The 16,234-nt window shown below is 58.2% G+C and carries 14 protein-coding genes and 2 pseudogenes; 8 read left to right on the top strand and 8 right to left on the bottom strand.

The annotated features are described in order from the left end of the window. Nucleotides 1-762: 762 nt before the first annotated feature. Nucleotides 763-2,313 carry a PQQ-dependent sugar dehydrogenase gene (locus tag MRBLMR1_RS18725; RefSeq protein WP_148148358.1) on the bottom strand — a complete coding sequence of 517 codons (1,551 nt, stop codon included), beginning with the start codon at nucleotides 2,311-2,313 and terminating at the stop codon, nucleotides 763-765. 1 nt (nucleotide 2,314) lies between these two features. Further along, complete coding sequence (locus MRBLMR1_RS18720; RefSeq protein WP_148148359.1) at nucleotides 2,315-2,755, bottom strand: DUF2231 domain-containing protein; 441 nt, start codon at nucleotides 2,753-2,755, stop codon at nucleotides 2,315-2,317. Between the two features lie 258 nt (nucleotides 2,756-3,013). Between MRBLMR1_RS18720 and coxB the strand changes: the two genes are divergently transcribed. Genes coxB through MRBLMR1_RS18695 form a run of 5 tightly spaced genes read left to right on the top strand, consistent with a single transcriptional unit; the run spans nucleotide 3,014 to nucleotide 8,574 of the window. Beyond that, a complete protein-coding gene (coxB, locus tag MRBLMR1_RS18715) occupies nucleotides 3,014-3,991 on the top strand; it encodes a cytochrome c oxidase subunit II (RefSeq protein WP_500065602.1) in 978 nt (325 codons plus the stop codon). Next, nucleotides 3,991-6,504, top strand: coding sequence for a cytochrome c oxidase subunit I (ctaD, locus tag MRBLMR1_RS18710; protein ID WP_500065601.1), 2,514 nt, complete (start codon nucleotides 3,991-3,993; stop codon nucleotides 6,502-6,504). The genes coxB and ctaD overlap by 1 nt, the downstream gene beginning before the upstream one ends. Further along, nucleotides 6,501-6,884: a hypothetical protein gene (locus MRBLMR1_RS18705; protein ID WP_500065599.1), complete on the top strand. Its 384-nt coding sequence runs from the start codon at nucleotides 6,501-6,503 to the stop codon at nucleotides 6,882-6,884. The genes ctaD and MRBLMR1_RS18705 overlap by 4 nt, the downstream gene beginning before the upstream one ends. Beyond that, entirely contained in the window at nucleotides 6,881-7,522 is a 642-nt protein-coding gene (locus MRBLMR1_RS18700; protein WP_500065597.1) for a cytochrome c oxidase assembly protein, read from the top strand. The genes MRBLMR1_RS18705 and MRBLMR1_RS18700 overlap by 4 nt, the downstream gene beginning before the upstream one ends. Next, nucleotides 7,522-8,574, top strand: a complete 1,053-nt coding sequence (locus tag MRBLMR1_RS18695; protein ID WP_500065595.1) for a c-type cytochrome — start codon at nucleotides 7,522-7,524, stop codon at nucleotides 8,572-8,574. The genes MRBLMR1_RS18700 and MRBLMR1_RS18695 overlap by 1 nt, the downstream gene beginning before the upstream one ends. Nucleotides 8,575-8,649: 75 nt before the next feature. Here MRBLMR1_RS18695 and MRBLMR1_RS18690 read toward each other — a convergent pair whose 3' ends face one another. Both MRBLMR1_RS18690 and poxB read right to left on the bottom strand, forming a co-directional pair. Then, nucleotides 8,650-8,901, bottom strand: a complete 252-nt coding sequence (locus tag MRBLMR1_RS18690; protein ID WP_148148365.1) for a YMGG-like glycine zipper-containing protein — start codon at nucleotides 8,899-8,901, stop codon at nucleotides 8,650-8,652. 60 nt (nucleotides 8,902-8,961) lie between these two features. Continuing rightward, nucleotides 8,962-10,688 (bottom strand): annotated as a pseudogene (gene poxB, locus MRBLMR1_RS18685) (ubiquinone-dependent pyruvate dehydrogenase). A gap of 140 nt (nucleotides 10,689-10,828) precedes the next feature. Between poxB and MRBLMR1_RS18680 the strand changes: the two are divergent. The 3 genes and pseudogenes from MRBLMR1_RS18680 to MRBLMR1_RS18670 form a co-directional block, all read left to right on the top strand. Next, complete coding sequence (locus MRBLMR1_RS18680; protein ID WP_500065606.1) at nucleotides 10,829-10,972, top strand: hypothetical protein; 144 nt, start codon at nucleotides 10,829-10,831, stop codon at nucleotides 10,970-10,972. Further along, nucleotides 10,938-11,219, top strand: a complete 282-nt coding sequence (locus MRBLMR1_RS18675; protein ID WP_206828252.1) for a hypothetical protein — start codon at nucleotides 10,938-10,940, stop codon at nucleotides 11,217-11,219. The genes MRBLMR1_RS18680 and MRBLMR1_RS18675 overlap by 35 nt, the downstream gene beginning before the upstream one ends. 6 nt (nucleotides 11,220-11,225) lie before the next feature. Further along, nucleotides 11,226-11,752 (top strand): annotated as a pseudogene (locus tag MRBLMR1_RS18670) (DNA polymerase ligase N-terminal domain-containing protein); the annotation flags it as partial. 115 nt (nucleotides 11,753-11,867) lie between these two features. On the opposite strand, the gene MRBLMR1_RS18665 reads toward MRBLMR1_RS18670, so the two are convergent. The 4 genes from MRBLMR1_RS18665 to MRBLMR1_RS18650 are packed head-to-tail and all read right to left on the bottom strand — an operon-like array spanning nucleotide 11,868 to nucleotide 16,232. Continuing rightward, complete coding sequence (locus MRBLMR1_RS18665; RefSeq protein ID WP_206828253.1) at nucleotides 11,868-12,206, bottom strand: slr1659 superfamily regulator; 339 nt, start codon at nucleotides 12,204-12,206, stop codon at nucleotides 11,868-11,870. A gap of 7 nt (nucleotides 12,207-12,213) precedes the next feature. Beyond that, entirely contained in the window at nucleotides 12,214-12,774 is a 561-nt protein-coding gene (locus MRBLMR1_RS18660; protein ID WP_500065593.1) for a slr1658 superfamily regulator, read from the bottom strand. Nucleotides 12,775-12,777: 3 nt separating this feature from the next. Next, nucleotides 12,778-15,132, bottom strand: a complete 2,355-nt coding sequence (locus MRBLMR1_RS18655) for a SpoIIE family protein phosphatase (RefSeq protein ID WP_500065591.1) — start codon at nucleotides 15,130-15,132, stop codon at nucleotides 12,778-12,780. After that, entirely contained in the window at nucleotides 15,132-16,232 is a 1,101-nt protein-coding gene (locus MRBLMR1_RS18650; protein ID WP_500065605.1) for a class I SAM-dependent methyltransferase, read from the bottom strand. Before MRBLMR1_RS18650 ends, MRBLMR1_RS18655 begins: the two co-directional genes overlap by 1 nt. Nucleotides 16,233-16,234 lie beyond the last annotated feature (2 nt).

Below are 16,234 nucleotides of genomic sequence, written 5' to 3'. Positions count from 1 at the left end.
CAATCGCATCAAACAGATGCGGGGCTTGGCAACCCGATACGACAGACGTGCCGACAACTATCTCGCCGCCCTCAAACTTGCAGCGACAAGGATATGGATCGCATCAGCTAATGAGTCCGCGTCCTAGGTCATCGATAGGATTAAACTTGTGCGATTGAATCATTCCGATCAATGTCCGGTACCCTCCCTAGCCGCCTCGAGCCGACGCTTGTCCTTTATGGTTTAGTGGTATTTCCGGAGGGCGCGTTGCTTTGTGAAGATCCGCCAGTGCCGCTTTCGGCATGCGGCGTCCGATCGACCAAGGTGGGCGTCGTCGAGGTCTCGCTCGGGCTTGCCGCGGATTTTGGAGTGGTGTCACCGGCGGGCGGTGTAGCAGTCTGCTCGGTGGGAGCATCGGTTGCTTCCCCCCAAAACTCAGCACCAACCCAAGCGACCGCTGCGAGGCAAAGGCCAACACATAGCACGATCAACACAGGTTTTCCTGTCCGCCCCTGCCGCGCATCCGTCGCATTTTCAACGACCTTCCGATCCGTCATTTCATTTCCTCCCACTGAGGAGGAGTAAACCTAGTAGACTGGAAAGTGTTCCGCTCTGGTCTGCGGGGCGGCGCGGATGGAGTAGTGCGCGCCGGGCTACGATCATGGGCTGCGATGGGGCTTCAACGATTCGACAATACCGACCCACCGCCAGAACGAAAATCCGCGTGTGCTACCCGTGAGCTCTGAAGTATGAGCAGCAATGAGCTCCACATCTGACCGGCCGCTATGGCCCTGTCGCAGGCGCGATCTGCATCTGGGCGGGGCGCAGTTTTTCAGGTGCGCCGGACATCACCTCCTGTCCCGTCAGTCGCTCCTGCGATGTCTGCGGCGTACCTGTATTAGTTTCGATCGCGGAAGCCGTATCAGTAATGCGATCGGTCCTCAATTTTGTGGAGCCTTGAACGTTCGTAGGGACAACGTCAGTCCCTCTCGTTTGCGGAATGACGGTTCCGTCCGAAGACGCGACACGCCAGACGGTATTACCTGCGTCATCGGCCACGAGCAGCGCGCCGGTGCCATCGACACCCAGGCCGACGGGACGACCGCGAGCCTGCTCGCCATTGATGAAACCTGTGACGACATCCTGCGTCTTGCCCGATGGCTTGCCGTTCTCAAACGGAATGTAGACGACTTTATAGCCGTTGAAGTTGTCGCGGTTCCAGCTGCCACGGTTGCCGACAAACGCTCCGTTTGCATAGGCTTGCGGCATGGCCGAGCCTTCGGTGAAGGCCATGCCGAGCGCGGCCACATGGCTCGACAGCGCATAGTCAGGCTTGATTGCTTTTTCGACCATGTCGGGACGTGGGGGATAAACGCGCGGATCCACGTGATCTCCATAGTAGCTCCATGGCCAGCCATAAAAGCCGCCATCCTTAACCGATGTCATATAGTCCGGCACAAGGTTGGGGCCGAGCTCGTCCCGCTCGTTGACCACTGTCCAGAGTTCGCCGGTTTGCGGATGGAATGTCAGCCCGTTCGGATTGCGCAGGCCGGAGGCGAAGACGCGTGCGGCACCCGTCTGTCGGTCGACCTGCCAGATTGCGGCCCGGCCCTTTTCTGCCTCAAGCCCGTTTTCGGCGACATTCGAATTCGAACCGACGGAGACATAGAGCATGCGACCATCCGGGCTCAGCGCCATATCCTTGGTCCAGTGATGGTTCAACGGACCACCGGGAAGTGGGGTCAGAGTTTTCGGCGCTTCGCTGATCTGGTTCTGGCCGAGTTCATAAGGATAGACGAGAACGGCGCTGGCGGACGCCACATAGAGCGTGTTGTCGGCCCATGCGAGGCCAAAGGGAGAATCGACGCCGGTCAGAAGATCATGACGTTCGTCTACCGCTCCATCGCGATTGCTATCGCGGAGCAGGGTGATGAGGTTGGTTTCCTTCTGCTCGCCGCCACCGCCGGAAGCCATCGCCATGATCCAGCCGCGGATGAAATCCTTTGGACGACTGAGCGGCTTTCCCTCCGGCGCCTTAGACTGCACAACCAGCACATCGCCATTCGGCAGCGTGTGAACCGTGCGTGGGTTGGCGAGGTCTTTGGCGTAGGCTGTCACCTTGAGGCCTTCCGGAACTAACGGCGTTTCGCCATCCTTCCAGCCGATGACCTTGGCCACCTTGAGGTCCGGCAGCAATTCCTGCTGCGGTTCCGGCAGGACCGGGTCAGGCCCGATCTGCTGGGACGCATCGACTGCCGCAGTTTGCGCCATTGCAATGCCTGCGAGGCAGGCGGTCAAAGCAAGGACGGACACGCCAGGAAAGAACGATTTCATCTCAGACCCTCCAGGCCAGTCTTGCGTATTTTCTTGCTGACGTGACGGCAGCGAAAACGGTGAGCACGAATGTTGCCGTCGAGATCGCAAAGCCAAACGGAATGACGGCCGTCCAGCCGTCACGGGCATGAACGAAGCTGTTGACGAAGGCGAGCAACAGGATCGCAATGTAAAGCAGAATGGCCATGAAGCCGGGGCGAAGGGGCCTTGTGCGCCGCCGGAGAATGTCGACTACGCCCGCCAGAAGGCCGATTGCCCCAAAAAAAAGTCCGGCAAACAGAAGCCATGAGGCGAAAGTCAACCAGATCAGGTTACCCCCGCTTTGCCAGTAGGCGATGTCTGCTCCTAGCGTGAGCGTGAAGCAGACGAGGGGAAAAGGGACAAAGAGCGACTGCAAAGGGTATGCCGCGGAATCGCGGTTTGGCGAGGAAAGGACGGCCATTTGTCACTCCGTGGCACAGGTGAGCTTGTGTCAATCAACCGCATCACGGCGTGAATTGTTCCCGTATAGGTACGGTCCCGATCTCCATCGGCTCACGACTGATGTCGCCAAGGACAGACGAGCAGGAAAATGACAGTTACTTGGAACAATGAGGTTCCGCCACCGTTTCGCATCGAATGTTCAGATACAGAGGGGCGGTTCTGAATGCCAGATGGCGGGGTGACAGGCCTATTCCAACCGATACCGTCGCAAAGGCATTTGTCGCGGCTCTGTCCCTGCCTCGTCGCACTGCTCGTCCTCCCGCTCCCATCCTGCTCCGGGAATCACTCCGCACTCGACCCCGCCGGCCCGGAGGCTGCAAACATCGCGCAGCTTTTCTTCCTCATGCTGGTCGGCGCCGTAGTCATCTGGCTAGGGCTTGTCGCTTCCATCATCTACGCCTCTCGGAAAAAGCGGGAGCACAGTGAGGAAAGCGCCGGTCGGGTAATCCTTTGGGGCGGGGCAGTCATCCCGACAATCATCCTCTGCGCGCTCCTCTCTTACGGCATGTGGCTCATGCCGGCGATCCGGCCATGGGTGCCTGACGATCAGCAGGTGCGGCGCATCGAAGTCACCGGCGAACAGTTCTGGTGGCGGGTGCGCTATTTCGACGAGGCGGGCAAAACGATGTTCGAGACGGCCAATGAGGTGCGTATCCCCGTTGGCCAACCGGCGCATTTCTCGCTAAAGGCGGCGGACGTGATCCATTCCTTCTGGGTGCCGTCGCTCGGCGGAAAGATGGACATGATCCCCGGTCGCACCAATCCGCTGACGCTGACGGCCGACCGCGAAGGCACTTACCGCGGCGTCTGTGCAGAATTCTGCGGCGAGTCCCATGCGCTGATGGCTTTCACCGTGCGTGCGGTGGCACCCGATGAGCATGAAGCCTGGCTTGCCGAGCGAAGGGCCTCCAGCCCCCAGGATACCGAAGGGCTTGCGGTCTTCCTCAACAATGGCTGCGGGGCCTGTCACGCTATTTCCGGCACGGCCGCGAATGGTCGTATCGGTCCAGATCTCACCGCATTCGGAGAACGATCGACGCTTGCAGCCGGAACACTGCCCCACACTGTCGAGGACATCGCCCGCTTCGTCGCTTATCCAGGCGTGATCAAGCCGGGTGTGAAGATGCCGCATTTCGGCATGCTTCCCGAAGACGACATCAAGACAATCGCGGTCTACTTGAAGGAGCTCAAGTGATGGTGGAGCTCGGCAATTTTTCGCCCGAGGAGAGGGCGGCGCAGGAGGAGCGGTTGCGCAAGGTGTGGAAGACGCCGGGCGGCTGGCGTTATTGGACCTCGGTCAACAATAGCGAGATCGGCCTCTGGTACGGCGTCACCGCCTTCGCCTTCATGTTGTTTGCCGGACTGCTGGGCCTGTTGATGCGCGCTCAGCTCGCAGTGCCGAACAACGATCTGATCTCCTCCGAGCTGTTCAACCAGGCCTTTACCCTGCACGGCACGGTGATGATGTTCCTCTTCGCGGTGCCGATCTTCGAGGCGATCGCGATCTTCCTACTGCCATCCATGCTGGGCGCACGCGAACTGCCGTTCCCGCGTCTTTCCGCCTTCGGCTACTGGAGCTTTCTGCTCGGCGGCATTTTTGTCTGCGGATCGATCTTCTTCAATGCGGCACCCAATGCCGGCTGGTTCATGTACCCGCCGCTCGCTACCGACAAGGAATATGCCGGCATCGGCGCCGATATCTGGCTGCTCGGCCTGTCCTTCATTGAAGTGGCCTCGATTGCTGCCGCCGTCGAGATCATCGTCGGCATCATGAAATGCCGTGCTCCGGGCATGCGCATCAACATGATGCCGATGTTCGCCTGGTATCTCCTGATCGTCGCCGGCATGATCCTCTTTGCCTTCCCGCCGCTGATTGCCGGGGACGTTCTGTTCGAAATGGAACGGATGTTCGACTGGCCGTTCTTCGATGTCGCGCGCGGGGGCGATCCACTCTTATGGCAGCACCTGTTCTGGATCTTTGGTCACCCGGAGGTCTACATCATCTTTCTGCCGGCCATTGCGCTGATGGCGATGATCGTGCCGACCTTCTCGCAACGGCCGATCGTCGGCTATTCGTGGATCGTGCTTGCGGCGGTCGGCACAGGTTTCCTAAGCTTCGGCCTATGGGTGCATCACATGTTCACCACCGGCCTGCCGCAGATATCGCTCGCCTTCTTTTCTGCTGCATCGGAGGCCGTGGCGATCCCGACCGGGGTGCAGATTTTCGTCTTCATCGCCACCATGCTGGCGGGCCGCGTGATCTTTTCCGTGCCGATGCTGTTCGGGGCAGGCGGTCTGGCGATCTTTACCATCGGCGGCCTGACCGGCGTTATGGTGGCGCTCGTACCCTTCGATTGGCAGGCACATGACACCTATTTCATTGTTGCGCACCTGCATTACGTGATCATTGGCGGGATGTTCTTCCCGATCGTCGCTGGCATCTACTATTATTTCCCCTTCGTCACCGGAAAGAAGCTTTCAGCTACCTGGGGCAAGACGGCCTTCTGGCTGATGTTCGTAGGCTTCAATGTAGGCTTCTTCCCGATGCATTTTTCCGGGTTACGCGGCATGCCACGCCGCGTCTTCACGTATCCGGAAGAGGTCGGCTGGGACCTGTTCAACATGATCTCGACGATTGGCGCTTTCGTCTTTGCTGCTGGGGTCATGACCTTCGTGATCGATATTTTTCGGCCGAAGCCCGAGACCATGGAGCGCAATCTCAACCCCTGGAACGCCGGCACGTTGGAATGGACCAATGATCCAAGTGAAAGTTGGGGTATGCGTTCGGTGCCGATCATCACCAGCCGCTACCCGCTATGGGAACAACCGAACCTTCAGGCCGATATTGAAGCGGGACGCTACTATCTCCCGGACGCGAAGTCGGGCAAGCGCGAGACGCTTGTGACTTCCGTGCTTGATGCCGAGCCGATCCAATGCCTGCGCGTCGGCGGCCTCTCCTACGTGCCGATGGTGGCCGCCCTGGCACTCGGCGGCGTATTCATCGCGCTGACCTTCCACTGGTGGATCCCAACCATCATCTGCGCCATCATAACCTTCATCGCGATCATGGTCTGGCTCTGGACGGGGACGGCGCAGATCCCAGAAGCGGAAGAGGTGGATGTCGGCCTTGGACTAAAACTGCCGGTCTATGTCTCCGGACCAGCTTCGGTCGGCTGGTGGGCGATGTTCATCACCATGGTCGGCGACGGCACCGCCTTTGCCAGCCTGATCTTCGGCTATTTCTTCTACTGGACGGTGCATGATGATTTTACCTCCGGTGCAGTAGGCCCAGGCGTATCTTGGCCTATGGCGGCGCTCGCCCTCTTCGTCGTCGCATGGCTCCTTACCATCGCGGCAAGGCAGCTGAACGAGAAGGGACCTGCTGGCTGCCGCATCGCGCTCGCCGCCGGCATGCTCGTCACCATCGCAGCCTGTCTCGCAGGGCTTGCCGGTCCCTATTTCCACGGCATGGATCCGACCTTCAACGTCTATCCTGCCACCGTCTGGATCATCGCCATCTGGACCGTCGCCCATGGGGCGGTCGGGGTAATCATGCAGGCCTATTGCCTTGTCGGCAGCCTTACCGGCCGCGTAACTGCGGTCTATGATCAGGATATCCGCAATGTGACGCTCTACTGGCATTTCATGGCCTTTACCGCCGTCGTCGCCTTCGCGGTGCTCGGCCTTTTCCCGATGGTGAGCGCATGAAGAGCGTCATCCCGCGCGAGGTGGAAAGCCTCTGGACCCTGTTTACCGCTCCGACCGTCTGGGCAGTGCACTTCGTTGGCTGTTATACGACCGTTGCCGTCTATTGCGCCAAAGCCTCATCCCTCGGTTTCGGCTTCGAGACGGTAAGGCTGCTTCTGGCAGGCCTCACCATCCTCGCATTGGCAGTCATTGTGCTTTCCGCCTGGCTCGCCTGGCGGCAATGGGGCTTCGGCGTGCATGATCCACCACATGACGAACCGACGAAAAAAGGCCGTACCCTGTTTCAGGGCTATGCGACGCTGCTTCTTTCGGGCCTCAGCTTTGTCGCCGTCGTCTACGCCGCTATTCCTCTGATTTTCATCGCGGAGTGCCAGCGATGAAACGCGCTTCGCTCTATACCGGTTTGATCCTGCTCGTAGCGCTTTGGGGGGTGTTGCTACCCTTCGCCGACCGAGCCTCGTTCACCATCCACATGATCGCCCATATGGGCGTGGTTGCTGGTGTGGCCCCACTGGTCGCCATCAGCCTCTCGGGCACGCGCTTCGATTTCCCAGCACGCTGGCCGTGGTTTTCGCCGATCGTTGCTTCAATATTGGAACTCGCCGCTGTCTGGGTCTGGCATATCCCCGCCCTTCGGGCAGTTTCGGAAATCTCTCCATTCATCGCCGCACTTGAGCAGATTACTTTTCTCGTGGCAGGTCTGGCACTTTGGCTATCCTGTCTCGGTGGGCTTGAAGCGGGCAGGGACGGTCGACGCATGGCCGGAGCCATCGGCCTCCTATTCACCTCCATGCACATGACGCTGCTCGGCGCATTGCTGGCGCTGTCGCCGCGGGCACTTTATGGCTCAGGCGATGTGAGCTGTTTCGGTATCCCGCTCACCCCGATCGTCGATCAGCAGGCAGGCGGCGTCATCATGTTGCTGGTCGGAGCAGCGATCTATCTCGTTGGCGGCGTCTCGCTTCTGGCCACGATGCTCAATTCCGGCAGTCCGCAAGCATCGCGCAGGAGAGGCTGATGACCATTCGCTCGAAACACCTGATCGTGCTCGCCATCCTCGCGCCCCTGCTCGGCCTCGCCGTCGGTTGGTCCGGCCTGTTGAGCGTGCGCGCCTCAAGCGGCCATTGGGCCGTCACCGACTGGTTCCTGCATTGGGTGATGCGCAATTCGGTCTCGGCCAGAGCGGTTACAACCGGCGACGTGCCGCCGCTCAACGATCCTGGGCTTGTCCCGGGTGCCGCCGGCCATTACGAGACGGGCTGTGCCGTTTGTCACGGTTCGCCGGCTCAACCGCGGCCGGATTCAGTGCTCGCTATGTTGCCCCCACCGCCGGACCTGACGGCCGTGGTACCTGGATGGACAGATGCCGAACTGTTCGAGATCGTCAAGCACGGTGTCCGTTTTACTGGCATGCCGGCATGGCCCATCCAGTCGCGAGACGACGAGGTCTGGTCGATTGTGGCGTTGCTTCGCAAACTGCCGGATATGGACGCGGAGGCCTATCTCCAGGCATCCGGCCTGCATGGGTTAGGTCATGCAGGCGAGGTCTCGCCTTTGCCGATCACTTGCGAAAGCTGCCACGCGGAAAGCAAACTCAATGACGGCAGCCTCGTTCCGCGGCTGGCCGGCCAGTCGGAAGCCTACCTTTTGAACGCGCTCAAAGCTTATGCCGGAAAGACGCGCCCAAGTGGCATTATGCAGGTGGCGGTCGGTACATTGTCCTTTGAGAGCCTGCCAGAACTGGCTGCCTACTATGCCAAGGAGGCTCCAGCGGCTCGTGCCGGTGCTGTTCATGATCCCATTTTGGTCGAGAAGGGTAGGGTACTCGCGGAGCAGGGACGTTATGCCGACAAGATCCCGGCGTGCCTGAGTTGCCATGATAAAGCAGATGCGAATCCGGCCTACCCAAAATTGTCCGGTCAAAACTCAGCCTATCTGCAAAATCAGTTGGCCTTATTTCGATCCGGTGGGCGCGGTGGCTCTCAATACCACCATCTGATGACCGGGTTTGCCAAGGAACTCACGGCCGATGATATTTCAGCTGTAGCAGCCTACTTCAGCGCCAGATAGTATGAGAGATAAGTAGCAAAATTGGAATGGATAACGGTGGATGGGGTAGGAGACTATCCTACCCCTCACAAACCATCAGCAGCGATCCACATACCTGTTACCGTTTCGATCGCGATAGTAGCAACGCCCTGGCTGGTCTGCGACATTGCCGATCAACGCGCCGGATACGCCGCCGACAGCCGCACCAACGGCTGCACCTCTGACATTGCCCGTAGCAACACCACCTATGACGGCACCACTCGCAGCACCGATGCCGGCGCCACGTTCTGTCGAAGAGCATGCGGTCAAAGCCAACGCCGCCAACAGCGGAATGATGATTTTATGCATTGAAGCCTCCTTGTGTACAAACAGCAAAACGCCGCGAGGTGTGATGCGTTCCGCCCATCTTTAGCGAGAGAAGAAGTTGGATCTTGCAACATCGATCAGTTCGTCTCCTCGACCACTCATCACCGCCTTGGCGGCCCAAAGGCTCATGCCCATTACCTGTGCCGCCTTGATTTTCGGAGGAATGGATAGCTCTTGCGGATTTGTGACAACATCCAGAAGCGCTGGGCCTGGATGGCGTAGAACAGCCTCAATGCCGCGTTCCAGTTCAGCGGGATCCTCGACACGGACAGCATGAATGCCGGCGGCACGCGCGACCGCTGCAAAGTCTAGTTTTCAAGATCGGTTCCCGTCTCGATATATCCTGCCGCCTTCATCTCCATGGCAACGAAACCCAGAGACGAGTTATTGAAGACGATAACCTTCACGGGAAGATTTTCCTGTTTCAGCGTCAGAAAATCACCCATCAGCATGGTGAAGCCGCCGTCGCCGGACATGCTGATGACCTGCCTGTCTTTATCGGCAGCCTGCGCTCCAATCGCCTGCGGTAAAGCGTTAGCCATAGAGCCATGAACAAGCGATCCAATCAGGCGTCGCTTTCCGTTCATTTTGAGATATCGTGCGGCCCAGACCGTGGGCGTTCCGACGTCAAAGGTGAAGATCGCGTCGTCCGATGCCTGTTCGCTCAGCAGCCTCGCAACATGTTGCGGATGAATTGTCCCTCCGGCTTTGCCGGTCGCGAGGTCATCCAGACCTTCACGCGCTTTCTCGTAGGCTGCAAGGCAGCGATCGAGGTGTTTTGTGTCCGTCTGCTCTCTAAGCTTTGGAAGTATTGCGCTAAGCGTCGACTTGACGTCACCGACGATCGCCAGGTCGAGCGGTGTTCGTCGGCCGAGGTTTTCGGGCCGGACGTCGATTTGCACGACCTTCGCATCGGCCGGATAAAATTGTCTGTAAGGGAAGTCGGTCCCGAGCATGATCAGCGTGTCACATTCGAGCATCGCCTTATAGCCGGACGAAAACCCGATCAGGCCGGTCATGCCCACGTCATACGGGTTATCCCATTCTATATGCTCTTTGCCACCAAGCGCATGGACGATTGGTGACTTGAGGCGCGAGGCTATTGCTACGACCTCGTCATGCGCGCCTTGGCAGCCACGACCGCAAAGGAGAGTGATTTTTGAACTTTCGCTAAGCAGCGCTATCAAGGCGTTGACCTGATCACCGGCCGGGACCACGCTGGGCAAGGCCACTTTCAGAGCTGCCGGAGAGGAGATTTTCGTGGAAAAATCGGCAAGGGCGATATCGCCGGGGATAACGATCACCGAAACGCCGCGTTTGCCAACTGCCGCCCGAATGGCAGCCTCCATGACCCCAGGCAACTGCTCGGGTTGGCTGACGAGCTCGCAATAATGGCTGCACTCCCGAAAGAGCTGATCTGGATGCGTTTCCTGGAAATAGCCTCTGCCGATTTCCCCCGACGGTATCTGTGCTGCGATCGCCAGAACGGGGACACCCGACCGGTGGCAGTCAAACAACCCGTTGATCAGATGCAGGTTGCCCGGACCGCAGCTACCCGCGCAAACAGCGAGTTCGCCGGTGATATGAGCTTCCGCGCCAGCGGCAAAGGCTGCAGTCTCTTCGTGGCGAGTATGAACCCACTCGATATCACCTCGTTTGCGCAAGGATTCTGTCAGCCCATTCAGGCTATCGCCGACAACACCATAAATCCTTTTTACGCCGGCAGAGTACAGGATCTCGGTCATTACGTCGGCGGCTTTGGATTTCATGAGGATACTCCTTCGAAAAAATGGGTTCATGGCGGCTCCACTATCCCAAGTAGTCCCTATGGTGCCCATTCCAACCCTCGCGCAAAGCGTCAGTGTCGTTGTGAAACTGATTTCGAAGGTTTTGTACTTATGAGATGCCCATGAGCACCGTTGCAGCTGTTGCACACACTGGCTTAGCAGCGCAGTCGATGAATTTTTTCGTGATCGATTGGAACCTCACGTCAGCCAGCGCCTTGTCCAGACATGAGCGTGTCACCGAACAAAAACGAACACTGCAAAGCTGATCTCGAGGTACGAGATCAGATAATTCACGCGCTCTACCTCGGGCTCAAATCCGAGAGGGAGACGCGTGAAGCTCTTCTCGATGCGTCCCAAGCTGGTGCCGGACCTGAGGTTCTGGAAGCCATTGCATCCGATCCTATCCCTGTAATCGATGAGTTCGGACAGGAAGAGACGGTAAGGGTGCTCGTCGACCGGTTTATCGTTAGATCGGATATGAAGTCGATCGAGAATAGTGGCACTGGCAGGTGACACGTGATGCCCAACAAGGTTCCTGCCTATCAAGCGAAACGCGATTTTAAGAAGACCCAGGAGCCATCCGGCGATCTCGAGGTTAGGCCGCCCAACTTCCTTCGGGTCATTATCCAGAAGCATGATGCCACTGGATTGCATCATGATCTGCGCCTGGAACTTGATGGTGTTTTCAAATCCTGCGCGGTGACCCGGGCCCGTCTCTCGACCCTGCTGACAAGCGGCCGGCCGTCGAGGTGGAAGATCAACCCCTAGACTACGGTGACTTTAAAGGCACGATCCCGAAGGGCGAATATGGCGGCGGTACCGTTATGCTACGGGATCGCGGTTACTGGGAGCCGAAAGGCGTCTCCCGACCGAGGCCGCCCTGCAGCGGGAACCACTCTGTGTCGAAGCAAGGTAGGCGCTCCAGCATGTCCCCACAGCCTGCCTTCTTGCCGCCGCAGCTATGCAAATCCCAGGATCGGGCTCCATCCGGCTCCGGCTGGCTGCACGAGATCAAGTTCAAAAACTACCGCATCCAAATGCGCGTCTTTGTCGATGTCAGATAGGTGCGTCAAAGGTTCGATCTTCATCACGAGTTAACGATGAGGTCGGCTTGAGCTGGTCATCTGTCGCTTTTAGAATCAAGAAATCCGCGGTGCTTGTTCAGGCGAGTTGCAGATCAAGTTGAGGATACAGCTTCTTGAGGTTCGGAAGCGACTTGGATTGCCAAGGGTAACGCGCCGTACCTTTCACGACCAGTCGCACGACGGCCAACGTGCGCGCTTCTATCGTGAGTTTTGCGAGCAGATTGATGCCCGAAGAGTTCAGGAATTCGAGACCGGTGAGATCGAATATCACGCGCTCATTATTTTCGTGAAGCGCCGCCGAGGCCAGCGAGTAGATCGGAGCGTAAGCCTCCGGCCCGGCCAGGCGCAAAACGCCGTCGAAAAAAACGGTTTCGTCTTCTGTCCAGATTCGAAAATTCTCGTACCTGATTTCCATCTGAAACTCACCCGTTTGAAGCCAGTGGTAATGTAAGCGAGGCGGTCGTCGTAAGCTTGATGCGGTCTCCGCCAAGGGGCTCGAATTCCCACGACATGCGCGCATCGTAGTCTGCCAGAAGCGTCAACAGACCTAGCCCAGAACCGGTGGCGTCGGAAGCTGCATTTGCCTCGATCTGCCCGATGAGAAGCTCGCTTGGATCAGCAGCGAGGATTTTCGTCAGGATATCCTGAAACCGCTGCGAAGTCTCGATATCAATGTCGTTGCTCACCCTCATTAGGAAAACACCCGCGATCACACAGGCCTCGATCATGATCTTGCCGGGCTGGCGAAATTTTACCGCATTCTCGATCAGTTCGTTGCTCAGGTATCCGATGCTGTGATGGATATCGGCATGCAGCGTTTTCGATGCGGAAAACGGCAGAGCCATTGCATCGGCGATGAAGTCCGAGGTTAATCCCGAATGCCGCCATCCGAGCTCCAGCGGCCCGTCGATGAGCGTCAGGCTGGCCCCGGATAAGAAGCTCGCTTCGGTAAGATCGTAGATGCCTAAGATCGTCTTTGACATTGACTACCTGTGCCGCAATACGAGAAGTGTGATGTCGTCGTGAATCTTGTGGGGACCTATATAGGCCATGAGCTTGTCGATAATCCCGGCGACTATGAGGTCCGCACTTTGTAAGTGCAGCCGCACCGCTTCCTGGCAAAGGCGATCGATTCCAAAAAGTTCGCCCTTTTCATTCTCGGCTTCCGTCACCCCGTCGGTGTGGAGAATGATGATATCGTCTTTCGCGAGCGGGACCTTCCGGGTGCCGACGAAAGGTGAGATGTCGGATTCCAGCCCGATCGGAAGACCGAGATCCATGGTCGCTATTCGTTCCAGATTACCATTGGCGCGAACAACAATGACCTCCTCGTGCTGGCCCGAAATAAGCATATCGCTCCCGTCATAATCAAGGAAAGCGAGGGTTAGATGCTTGTCGATCCTGGTGCGCACGATGTTCTTGAACAGGGCGCTATTGAGATCGACCAGAAATTTGACCGGATCGGTTGTACCTGCCTCCTGCAGAGCTCTGGCGACGGACTGGACCATCAGCATGAGAACGCCGCTTTCGAGCCCGTGTCCGGTCACGTCGCCGATGCCGATCTTGAAGCGTCCGTCTGCTTCGAGAACGTCGTAGTAGTCGCCTCCAACCTCGTCGGCAGCACTCATGTAGGCCGCGATCTCCAAATCCTTTGAAGCGGCTAGTTCCGAGGCGAGAGGCAAAACCATCATCTGGATTCTCTCGGCGACCGCCAACTCCGTGCCCAGCCGCCGGTTTTCACGCTCCAATAGCGCATTGAGCGCCGATATCTCTTCCTTCGCACCTTCGATTTCGACCGTGCGCTCTTCCACGAGCTGTTCGAGATTGTCGGTGTGGTAGCTGATCTGCTCGGCCATCCGGTTGAAGGCCTCGCTTGCTTCTCCGACCTCGTCGCGACTGGAGACCGGGACACGGACCGAATAATCCTGCGCCTGGATGCGTCGTGCGGCGCCGGCAAGCGCGCTGATGCCGCCGGTAATGCGCTTCGACACGGCCAGCACCGCCATCGTCACGATCATCAGGGACAGAAGGATCGCAAGAATCTGGTAGACAACGATGCGGTTTGTCGCATCAAAGATCTTGGTCTGCGCGGCAAACAGGGAGGCATAGATCTCGCGTTCAGGAACGACGATCCCAAGCGACATCGCGTCTTGCCTGACCTTGCCCGGTTCCCAGAGATTGACCGGCGGAAGCTCCTTCATGATCACCATGAACGGCACGGGCTCGCCGTTCTGATCCAGGAGCAGATGCCTGATGCCGTCATCATGATTGCCGGCCAGTTGGGCGATTGCCGGCTGCGAACTGTCCCGGAGCGATCGCTCAAGGCCGGTGACGCCGGTTCCCTGGCCGCCACTTGCCGACCGCAGGCCAATTGTCCTTTCGCCCTCCTTGCTGATGGCGATGACGTTTCCGTCGGACATTGCCAGAAATCCGAAACCACTATCGGCGACCTTTACATTCTCGACTATCCCGGCAAGCTGATCGAGGGTGATGTCGGCGCCGGCGGTTCCGGCCACGCTTTTCCTGTCGGCGCTCCAAAGCGGATGAAAGAAGCTGACGATCTGCTTGCCGGTAATGGCGTCGGTGTACGGAGCGGTCTGGGTGATTTCATTGGGCACGGGTCGCGATCCGCGACCAACCGCCCAGCCTTGCCAGGCCTCGTAAAGGCCCGGAAAGAAAAAGTCCCAGAAATTGGCGTCGTTGTGGCCGGGATAGAGCCGGTCGAAGGTTTGCGCCTGCTCCGTATAGGGAGCCGTGCGGAAGATCGGCCGATCTTTCGGTCCAATGAAATACATCTGGAGTTTCGATGAGCCGTTTTTCAGCAGGCTCGGCGCAATGAGGTCGAGAACGGCGCTCGCTCTAATTTCGGTCTGTACGTCGGTCCGCGGTGAATGATCCTTGTCCAGCAGGTAGCCCCAGGCGCTGACAACAGACGGACTGCCGGGCGCATTTTGGGCCCATTGTCCGGCAGGATTGAAGGAAAGCCCGACGCTCCCCGGTGAAATGCCGGATATCGCAGATCCAATCTCCGCCTGTCCTTTCGGATTGTCGATCTGCTCCTGCAGAACGCCTGCTAGAACACCGACATCGTTGTTCACCTGGCCGAGAAGCAGCGAGACCTGGGCTGCAGTAGAATTCGCGTAGGTGCGAATATAGTCCAGGCTGGCCTGTTCAAGTCCGTGGCCGACCTCTTCGGTAGCGTCACGTGACAGGCGCTGGACATTCCATAGAGCGAGCCCGCCGCTGATAAGCAGATCGAAGAGAACAGCGCCACCGACGACAAGAATGAACTTGGCCCGGAAAGATCCCCACGGTCGGTTGCCGATCTGTGTATTCGCCATCAATATGGTTTCCGCCCTGACGCCGCCCAGATCGGCCATCCTGCGTAGCCCTTGGGATGAAGAGCCGCGAGAACGTGATCCTTGAACCCCTGCCTGAACCTACGTATGAAATCCGGCGGGTCACCTCGCCGTACCGCCATCTGCCCGGCATAGACGTTTTCCCATGCTTCGATCATGTTGGCGAAATCCCGCGGATCTCCGTCAAGATTGGTTACCATGAAGGTCTCTACCTGAATGGCATCGAAGCCGGCATCGGTGAGCAGGCGCCGGCTTTTCGGCCCCATCTCGACGTCCATATCGAAATGGCTGAAGAGCCTGGCGACCTGATCATAGGTCCAGCGGATCGATTCCGAATGCGGCTCACCCAGGCAATGGGAGTTCTTCTCGTTGGTGATGTAGACCCTGCCACCCGGCTTGCATATCCGATAGAGCTCGCGCAGCAGAACATCCGGCCGATCGAAAATCTGCAAGGAATGGCGGCACGTGACGAAATCGAACTGGTTGTCTGCCAGCAGCATCTGGGAGGCATCCCCGTAGGTGTATTCGATGGATGTCAGGCCGAAGTCTGCCGCCACCCGCCTTGCGTATTCCAGGCTTTTCCTCGAGTGGTCTAATGCGAGGAGACGCGTCGGATTGAAATGTCGTTTGATCAGGGTCGCGAAGTCGCCGATCCCGCAACAGATATCCGCGATGGCCAGGCCGTCTCGAAGGCCATGTCGGCCAAGAATCTCGCGCTCATGGCGCCAGGTCATCTTTGTCTGGGTTCGAAGGATGGGAATGAAGCTTTCATCCTCCACAAACGTCTGACCCGGATAGAAGGCTGAATCATAGATTTCGACCAGCAGGTTGGGCTCATCGGATGCCAAAGTCCTGAAGAGAGGCGCTGACCAGGCAATGACACTCGACGTCACGATGACGATCTTGCGCTGTCGGTCTGCCTTGCACGCACTGGACAGGATTTCCGCAATACAATTGAACGCGGTCATGTTGATGTGGGTGAGGCGACGCGTATTCACATAGACGGTGTTGCTGTGGCCATCGAGATTGCGCCTGATGACCTCTGCCGCACTCGCCATTTCCTGAACTGTCTGAGGGCGCATTC

It is taken from the genome of Neorhizobium sp. LMR1-1-1.1, assembly GCF_040675795.1.
GTDB lineage: Bacteria > Pseudomonadota > Alphaproteobacteria > Rhizobiales > Rhizobiaceae > Neorhizobium > Neorhizobium cellulosilyticum.
Note: the sequence above shows the minus strand (reverse complement) of the source record. Positions and strands in the feature narration are given on the sequence as shown.